We start from the raw sequence: 9,692 nt of genomic DNA, 5'->3' as shown, positions 1-9,692 counted from the left end.
TATCTTCACTATCTTTAAATAAACCAAGAGGATACATCAGTGTTCTCTTGATAATGTTATAAGGCGCCACTGCTATATCTTTTGCTAGTTGTGTATTTACATCTGGATCATCAAGTGCGCCAGTAACTGTTAGCGTTGTAGAAACACTCTTATCTCCAAGTAGTATATGCCCAAGAAGAGGTATCTTTGAGAGTGAACTTCCAAGTTGTGTTATTAGATTAAGGTCTAAATTAATGCTATTTTGTTTTATACTCGCTTCTCCAAGCCCTACAATCTCAATCTCTTGTGATTTTAAGTATATATCACTGATTTTATATATATCATTTTCTAGTTTGAAATTTATATATGCATTTTTAGTGATTATACCTTTTTGGCTATATCCAGGAAGAGAGAAAGTTGCTAGAGAAGGAACGGTATTTACAAAGGCAAGGATGTTATTTAAAATTTTATAATCTACTATTATGGTATCTGTAACAGAGATGGTGCCACTATAGTTATCTATAGGGCCGTTGATATAGAACTCCATTATGCCGCCTTTAAATTTTGAGAGAGAAAATAATTTCTCCATGAACTCATCATTAAAGTTTTTTCCATATAAAGAGAGTATGTCATCTTTTAGTATAAATGTAGCTTTTGCATTTTTGTGCTTTAGCTCGGCAGACAAGACATTGTTTATATATTTTAAGCTCATGTTTTCTGATATCAGTTTTCTATTTTCACTTAAATAAATATAGCTGTTTGTAGTATTTACATAAACTGGTAGAGTCTCTTTTTTACTCTCTTTTGTGTTATTTTCATCACTAATCATGTTAATGATCTCATTAATATCAACCCCAATATTGTCCGCTTTAATATCTATAGAGTCTTTGATTTTTATATCTACTAAATTATTTATATTTAAGAGCGTTTGAGAGTTTTTCGTGTTATATTTTCCATTTATTAGATATTTTTCAATTGGAATATTTTCATCTACAAGAAATTTATGCGCATAGTTTAGGTCTAGGTTAAATAGAATATTGTCATTATCTTTACTTTTTTCTACTCTTAACTCTCCATCACTCAGAGAATATTTCTCTAATAACTTTGAGCTCTTAGCAATATTATCCAGAGAATTCAATCTAAACAACCAGCTATTATCACTTAGTATATAATCTAATTTATACTCTTTAGAACTTAGATAAATTTTATTGTTTTTATTTTGCAAAATAAGTTGAGTATTTTTTTTATTTTTAAAAATTTCTCCAAAAGCTGAGTTTTGGATAGTTGTATCACTCATATCTATAACACCAATACTATTTTTAAAGTCATACTTTGCGCTAATATTTGATTTTAAAACATCTTTGAAATCTAGAGCTATATTTTTAAAGTTTAAAGACTCTTTTGAGATATCAACAGAGATATTTTTAAGATTTATTATCTGTTTATCTAAAGTTAGATTTATAGGACTTTTTGAAGATATTGAAGTGATGCCATTATCATGTAAAATCTTTAACTTTGGCGTTTTATTGCCTAAACTTATGCCAAAAAGGTTAAGCTTGTTAACTACTACGCCAAAATCAGCATGTTTCGTTTTTAAAAATATATCTCCAAAAACAACAATAGATGCAAGTTGTGAGAGTTCGATTTTTGTAGTGGGAATCTTTGCTGTTAAGTTTTTTATATCAAATGGTATATTTAACGCATCCATTTTTATACTCTGGTTGTTATAGTTGTATTTAGACTCATCTATCTCTAAATAATCTTGCTTTGGTGAGATATAGTAGGTTGCTAAAAGCGGTTTTACACCATTTACTAGAGAAAAATTACTATCTTTAAGTTCAATATAATCAAACTTAAAAACTAACTTGCCGCTAGAATCTTTACCATTGAAACTCAAGTCCACATAAGCAGAAGCAATGTTCTCATATTTTGCTCTCATGTTTTTAACTTTAACGTAAGAGTTTCTTATAGAAATATTTGCTTCATAAACATCAATATCAAGGTCAAGATAGTTTATCTGAGCCTCTTTTGCGTATAGATTTCCAATAGCTTCTACGTCAGTTGAGATAAGATTAATATCTAGTTTAAGATTTGCGTTAATTGAGCCTCTATTTTGAATAAATGGAAGATCTATACCATATCTACTTAGGAGATGTAGCAAATCTTTATTTGCGCTACCTTCAAAGAGAAGATAGAGAGTTAAAAGCTCCTCTTTTTTACTAAAGTCAATTTTTAACCAACTTTTATCAAGAAAAAAATCGTAAGAGTAGGCTTCTTTAGGTCTTATAAAAAGTACTCCATCTTTAAACTCAAGGTTAGTTGCCTTTGTTCTAATAGGTGCTACTTGTGTGTCATAAGTATAGGTCAAGTCATGTGCAACTGCTTTTGCATAAATATTTAAGTAAGCTTCTTTCATCTTTTTATACTCAAACCATCCATGAAATGAGTTAATTTCAAGGCTTGAGAGCTTTATTGCATCATCAACCCAATACTTGACTCTTTCATCAATATCAAAGAGCGTTGTGATTTGTTTTAAGTTTTTTATAGGCTTATCTGACTCTACTTTATAGCGTAATTTATATCTGTTGCTATTTGCATATAGTCTTAAAATCGTAAAGTTTTTTATATTTATCGCAAGTGAAGTAGTAAGCTCTAGCTTATCTTGCGAATTAAAAATAACATCGCCGTCTATGTTTACATCTTTGTCTATTAGATAAAATTTCTCAATATCAAGATGAAAAATAGCACCTTTTGAGGTAAGAGTGGCATATAGCTCTATATCTGGTGAAGATATTTTTAAAAAGCCATCTTTAGATATATCATAGTTTAGTGCTATATCCATTTGTCCAAAAGATATTCTATCAATAGTTATCTCTTTAAAGAGATTTAAAAAGGTAAGGTTTACTTTTAGTGAGGATAAAATCTTTTGGATGTCATCTATTGTAATGTCTTGATTTTTCTGCTCTTTTATAACTATCTCTTTTGTATAGAGCGTTATCTTTTTATCCCATTTTATGTATAATTTCTCAACATTGATGTTTGCAAATGATATATTATGTAAAAAAATTCCATCTTGTAAAAATATAAATAGAGTAAAGAGAAATAAAAGAATGAATGATAAAGCACTAACAATTATAAAATGGATTTTTGATATTGTATTAATAATAGTTTTATCGTTCATGTATTACCTAAATGAGCCTGTAAATTCGCCTAGAGTAATATACATTCCTGAAGGTTCTATAGGTAAAATTATAACACAAATGCATAGTAAAAATTACAACGTTAGTAAACTTGATATCTTTTTGTTAAGAATCTTTGGGTCTCCTCAAAGTGGTTGGATTGATATGAAGACAACGCTAAATAGTAGATGGGATTTTTTATACAAACTAACAACAGCAAAAGCAGCACTTCAAAATATAACTCTTATACCAGGTGAGACAACATACATTTTCTTTGATCAATTAGCAGAACAACTAAGACTAGATAGAGATACTCTAAAGAAGGAGTATGCTTTACAAACAAACCAGATAGAGGGCGCTTTTGTCCCAAATACATATAGATTGCCAATGGGGATAACAGAAAAAGTAGTAATAAGAGTTTTGTTAAATGAGTCGAATTTACAAATGAAAAAAGTATCCCAAAAAATATTTGGGCTATATAATGAAAAGAAATGGTTTCAATTTGTAACAATTGCCTCAATAATAGAGAAAGAGTCTGCCAATATACAAGAGATGCCACTAGTTAGTTCTGTTATATACAACAGACTCAAAAAGGGTATGAAATTGCAGATGGATGGCACACTGAATTATGGACAATACTCGCATATAAAAGTAACCCCATCAAGAATTAAAGAGGATACTTCAACATACAATACTTACCGATACAGCGGTCTTCCAGAGAATCCGGTATGTAATGTAAGTTTTAATGCAATCAGAGCTGCAATATTCCCTGCAAAGAGTGATTACCTCTACTTTATGAGATCAAAAAAAGGAACACATGACTTTTCATGTAACTATTCTACACATTTAGACAACATTAGCCGTGCTACAAAATGAAACATAATTTCAAGAACAGTCAATAGTTAAGCAATGTTTAGTGATATTATTTATCTTAGTGGTAAGATATCTCTTGTAAATTTTTGTAGCAAGTGTTACCTTATTGCAGAAATAAAAAATATCACTAAGGACAAAAAAGATGTCAAAAATTATTTGGTCAAAAATAGATGAAGCACCAGCTTTAGCAACATATTCGTTACTACCTATTGTAAATGCTTTTACAAAAGCAGCAGGTGTTGAAGTAGTTACTAGTGATATTTCACTAGCAGGAAGAGTTATCTCTAAATTTTCTGATAGATTAAAGCCAGAGCAAAGAATCAACGATGAGCTAGCTGAACTTGGAAATGTAGTACTGCAGCCTGATGGAAACATTATCAAACTTCCAAATATTTCAGCTTCTGTTGGTCAATTAATTGAGTGTATAACTGAACTTCAATCTCAAGGGTACGATATTCCAAACTATCCTGAAGATGCAAAAACTGAAGAAGAAAAAGCTTTAAAAGAGATATATTCTACATGTTTAGGTTCAGCAGTTAACCCTGTTCTTCGTGAAGGTAACTCAGATAGACGTGCAGCAGCAGCTGTAAAGAAATTTGCACAAAAAAATCCTCATAAATTAAGAGCGTTTGAGAAATCTTCAAAAGCTTATGTTGCACATATGGACAACGGAGATTTTTACGGTAATGAGAAATCTGTTGTAATAAGTGGCAATCAAAAAATCAGTATTGAGCTAAATGGTAAAGTACTAAAAACTATTGATGCGCTTGATAAAGAGATTTTAGATGCTACGTCTATGTCAGCAAAAGCACTTCAAGCGTTTTATCAAAAAACATTAGATGATGCAAAGAAAAATGGTGTTTTATGGTCACTTCACTTAAAAGCAACAATGATGAAAGTTTCAGATCCAATTATGTTTGGCCATGCTGTAAAAGTTTTCTTCAAAGATGTGTTTGAAAAATATGGTGATGAGTTGGCTGCAATCGGATACAACGCAAATATGGGTCTTAGCGACTTATATAAAAAATTAGAAAAATCTCCAAAGAGAGCTGAGATTGAAGCGGCTATTATGGCTACTTACGACAAGCAACCTCCAATGGCTATGGTTGATTCAGACAAAGGTATCACAAACTTACATGCATCAAACGATGTAATTATCGACGCTTCTATGCCTGTTGTAGTTCGTGATGGCGGTAAAATGTGGAATCGTGATGGAAAAGTACAAGAGTGTGTATCTGTAATTCCTGATAGATGTTATGCAACAATGTACAAAGAGTGTGTTGATGATTGTGTTAAAAATGGTCAGTTTGATGTAACAACTATGGGTTCAGTTTCAAACGTAGGATTAATGGCACAAAAAGCTGAAGAATATGGCTCTCACCCTACAACTTTTGAGATTGCTGAGAATGGCGTTGTTGAAGTAAAAGATGCAAGTGGCAAAGTTTTAATGAGTAACAATGTTGAAGCAGGTGATATTTGGAGAATGTCTCGTGTTAAAGATATTCCAATTCAAGACTGGGTTCGCCTTGCAGTAGAGCGTGCACGCCTTACTGATGTGCCAGCAATTTTTTGGTTAGATGAGAAACGCGCACATGATGCAAATATGATTAAAAAAGTTAATGAGTATCTAAAGAACTTTGATACATCAGGTTTAACTATCGAGATAATGGCTCCTGAGAAAGCTATGGCTTACAGCTTAAAGAGAGTTAGAGCAGGTCTTGATACGATTTCAGTTACAGGAAATGTTTTAAGAGATTACTTAACTGATCTTTTCCCAATTTTAGAGCTTGGAACATCTGCAAAAATGTTATCAATCGTTCCATTATTAGCTGGTGGTGGTGTGTTTGAGACAGGTGCTGGCGGATCTGCTCCTAAGCACGTTGATCAATTCTTAGCTGAGGGACACTTAAGATGGGATTCACTAGGCGAGTTCTTAGCACTTGCTGAGTCACTTCGTTTTATCGCTCAGAAAAACTCTGATGATAAATTAGCTGCAGTAACAGCTGCTCTTGACGTTGCTAACGCTGCTTATTTGGATAACGATAAATCTCCATCAAGAACAGCTGGTGAGCCAGACAACAAAGCTTCTCACTTTTTCTTAGCTCAATACTGGGCTAAAGCTCTAAGCGAAGGTAAAAATGCAGAGTTAGCTGCAAAGTTTGCACCTATTGCTAAAGCTTTGATTGAGAATGAAGAAAAGATTATTAAAGAGTTACTCGCAGTAGAGTGCAAAGCTCAAGATATCGGTGGATATTACCATCCTGATGATAAAAAAGCAGAAGCTGCTATGAGACCTTCTGAAACATTAAATAAGATAATTAATAGCATATAGTATTAATACAGGTACAGGGGAAAAATCCTCTGTATCTATATTTTTTTCTTTTTTTATGAGACTTTCTAGTTTTATAGAAAAGGCAAAAAAAATGTCTTTGAGTACAATATTTTGTTAATATTTTACAATTTAATTTCAAGGAGTAGGGATGAATCAAGGAAAAAGAGTTGGAATTGTAGGCGCTGGAAATGTTGGTGCTACGGTAGCATACTCTTTAGCAATGCTTGGTTCTTGTCATGAGATAATTCTTCGTGATAACAAGATCGATGTTGCTAAAGGAAAGGCGCTTGATATGAGCCAAGCTGCTGCGGCTGTTAGAAGTCACACAATAGTAAGTGTTGCTGAAGAGATGTCTGATTTGACTAACTGTGATGTAGTAGTTGTAACTGCTGGAAGCCCAAGACTTCCAGGTATGAGCCGCGATGATTTGCTTATGATAAATGCAAATATTACAAAAGATGTAATAGCAGGGGTAGCAAAATATTCTCCTGATGCAACCATAATTATGGTCTCAAATCCACTTGATGCTATGACGTATGTAGCCCTTAAAGAGAGTGGTTTTGAAAGAAGCCGTGTAATTGGAATGGCTGGAATTTTAGATAGTGCGAGAATGGCTAGCTTTATTCAAGAAAAACTTGGATACGGAGGAGGACAAATTCGTGCTTCAGTTATGGGCGGTCATGGTGATGATATGGTCCCACTTGCTCGTTACTCAACTGTCGCTGGTGTTCCTTTGACTGATCTTATGTCTAGCGCTGAAATTAATGATATTGTAACTCGTACTCGTAATGGCGGTGCTGAGATTGTTGGATATTTAAAGACTGGTTCAGCCTATTATGCTCCTGCTAAAGCAACCGCTCTTATGGTAGAAGCAATTTTAAAAGATACAAAACAGATTCATCCATGTGCAGTTTTCTTAGAAGGTGAATATGGTCACTCAGATGTAGTTTCAGGAGTTCCTGTAATGCTTGGAGCAAATGGCGCTGAGAAGATTATAGAGATGTCTCTTGATGAGAGTGAGAAAGCTATGTTTGAAGGTTCATGTAACTCTGTTAGAACTTTAATTGATACACTAAATAAAAATAAATTTTTTGATAAAGGGGAGTAATAGTTTGGGCACACGTATAGAAAAAGATACAATGGGTGAAATTGCAGTACCAATAGACGCATATTGGGCTGCTCAAACGCAAAGATCGATTGAAAACTTTGCAATTGGTGAAGAGAAGATGCCTTATGAGATAACAAGAGCGTTTTCGTACCTAAAAAAAGCTGTTGCACTTGTAAACAAAGATTTAGGCAAATTAGATGCTAAAAAGGCTGATGCAATTGCACAAGCTTGTGATGATATGTTGGCTGGGAAGTTAGACAGTGAGTATCCGCTTGTTGTTTGGCAAACAGGCTCAGGCACACAATCAAACATGAATAACAATGAAGTTCTAGCATCTCGTGCTACAGAGATATTAGGCGGAGATTTTAGAGTAGAGAGATTAGTACATCCAAATGATGATGTAAATAAGTCTCAAAGCTCAAACGATACATATCCAACAGCGCTACATGTTGCTTCAGTTATTGCGGTTGAGACTAGAGTTTTACCAGCGATTGCAAAGCTTAAAGCAACACTTATAAAGAAGTCTAAAGAGTTTGATTCTATCGTTAAAATTGGACGTACTCATCTTCAAGATGCAACGCCTCTTACACTAGGACAAGAGATTAGCGGTTGGGTTGAGATGCTAAATAAATGTGAAAAGATGGCAAAAGATTCACTAGAAGCTGTTCGTGAATTAGCTCTTGGTGGAACAGCTGTTGGAACAGGCTTAAATGCTCATCCAGAGTTAGGAGAGAGAGTAGCACGTAAACTAACTGAACTTACAGGACATAACTTTATAACAGCTCCAAATAAGTTTCATGCTCTTACATCTCATGACGCTCTTGTTTTTGCTCATGGCGCACTTAAGGCACTATCAGCTGATATGATGAAGATAGCAAATGATGTTCGTTGGTTAGCTTCAGGACCTCGTTGTGGAATAGGAGAAATAACTATTCCTGAGAATGAACCTGGTTCTTCTATTATGCCTGGAAAAGTAAATCCTACTCAAAGCGAAGCAGTAACTATGGTTACATGCCAAGTTATGGGAAATGATACAACTATCGGTTTTGCTGCTAGTCAAGGAAATTTTCAGTTAAATGTATTTAAACCAGTAATCGCTTATAACTTCTTACAATCATGCCGTTTACTTGGAGACTCTATCGTTTCTTTTAATGATCATTGTGCAGTAGGAATTGAACCAGTTGAAGATAAGATAGATTTCTATCTTAATAATTCACTAATGCTAGTAACTGCACTTAACCCTTATATAGGTTATGAAAATGCAGCAAAGATTGCAAAAACAGCACACAAAAATGGCTCAACTCTAAAGCAAACAGCAATTGACCTCGGTCTGCTGAGTGCAGAGGAGTTTGATAAATATGTTATCCCAACAGATATGATATCGCCTAAGGCCTAAAGAACAGTGCAGAAAAAACTAAACTTTTTTCTGCCAAAGCGTAAATTTAAACAAAGGAAAAAATATATGAATATACATGAGTATCAAGCAAAACAAATTTTTGCAAAGTACGGCGTACCAACTCCAAGAGGTTTGATGGCTGAGAGCGTAAAGCAAGCAGTTGCTAATGCAGAGACACTAGGTGGTTCTGTTTGGGTTGTAAAAGCTCAAATCCATGCTGGTGGGAGAGGTCTTGGTGGTGGTGTAAAACTTGCTCGCTCACTAGAAGAGGTAGAAAAACTATCTAAAGAGATTTTAGGTATGACTCTTGTTACTCATCAAACAGGACCTGAGGGTAAACTTGTTCAAAAACTATATATAGAAGAGGGTGCTGATATAAAAGAAGAGTTATATCTTGGTGTTGTTCTTGATCGTGCTCGTGAAATGCCAGTAATCATGGCTTCAACTGAGGGCGGTATGGCTATTGAAGATGTTGCGCATAATACTCCTGAGAAGATTATCAAAATAGCAGTAGACCCAGCTATTGGTTTTCAAGGTTTTCATGGAAGAGAGCTTGTTTTTGGTTTAGGTATAACAGACCCAAATGAGCAGAAAAAACTTATAAGTTTTGCTTCAAAACTATATAAACTGTATATGGAAAATGATGCAGAGATGATAGAAATCAACCCACTTGTAAAAACTGGAAGTGGCGAATTTTTAGCGCTTGATGGAAAGATGGGATTTGATGATTCTGCTCTTGGCCGTCATCCAGAGATTGAAGAGATGAGAGATGTAAGCGAAGAAGATGCTGATGAACGTGAGGCTGGTAAGTATGGACTCTCTTAT

At 34.1% G+C, this 9,692-nt stretch carries 6 protein-coding genes; 5 read left to right on the top strand and 1 reads right to left on the bottom strand.

Features of this window, described 5'->3' with window-relative positions:
* Positions 1-3,160, bottom strand: a 3,160-nt coding sequence (locus PHI38_RS07280; RefSeq protein WP_299854455.1) for an AsmA-like C-terminal domain-containing protein, incomplete at its 3' end; no start/stop codon positions are given.
* Here PHI38_RS07280 and mltG point away from each other — a divergent pair.
* From mltG to PHI38_RS07255, 5 genes are all read left to right on the top strand, one after another.
* Positions 3,090-4,034: an endolytic transglycosylase MltG gene (gene mltG, locus PHI38_RS07275; RefSeq protein WP_367182608.1), complete on the top strand. Its 945-nt coding sequence runs from the start codon at positions 3,090-3,092 to the stop codon at positions 4,032-4,034. The two genes, PHI38_RS07280 and mltG, sit on opposite strands and share 71 nt — an antisense overlap.
* Before the next feature lie 139 nt (positions 4,035-4,173).
* Positions 4,174-6,363: an NADP-dependent isocitrate dehydrogenase gene (locus PHI38_RS07270; protein WP_299854449.1), complete on the top strand. Its 2,190-nt coding sequence runs from the start codon at positions 4,174-4,176 to the stop codon at positions 6,361-6,363.
* 148 nt (positions 6,364-6,511) lie between these two features.
* Positions 6,512-7,471 carry a malate dehydrogenase gene (gene mdh / locus PHI38_RS07265; protein WP_299854446.1) on the top strand — a complete coding sequence of 320 codons (960 nt, stop codon included), beginning with the start codon at positions 6,512-6,514 and terminating at the stop codon, positions 7,469-7,471.
* Between the two features lie 4 nt (positions 7,472-7,475).
* Complete coding sequence (gene fumC / locus PHI38_RS07260; protein ID WP_299854443.1) at positions 7,476-8,867, top strand: class II fumarate hydratase; 1,392 nt, start codon at positions 7,476-7,478, stop codon at positions 8,865-8,867.
* A 66-nt stretch (positions 8,868-8,933) separates the two neighbouring features.
* Positions 8,934-9,692, top strand: a 759-nt coding sequence (locus PHI38_RS07255) for a succinate--CoA ligase subunit beta (protein WP_299854441.1), incomplete at its 3' end; no start/stop codon positions are given.

The sequence above is a fragment of the Sulfurimonas sp. genome (assembly GCF_028694895.1).
GTDB lineage: Bacteria > Campylobacterota > Campylobacteria > Campylobacterales > Sulfurimonadaceae > Sulfurimonas.
Note: the sequence above shows the minus strand (reverse complement) of the source record. Positions and strands in the feature narration are given on the sequence as shown.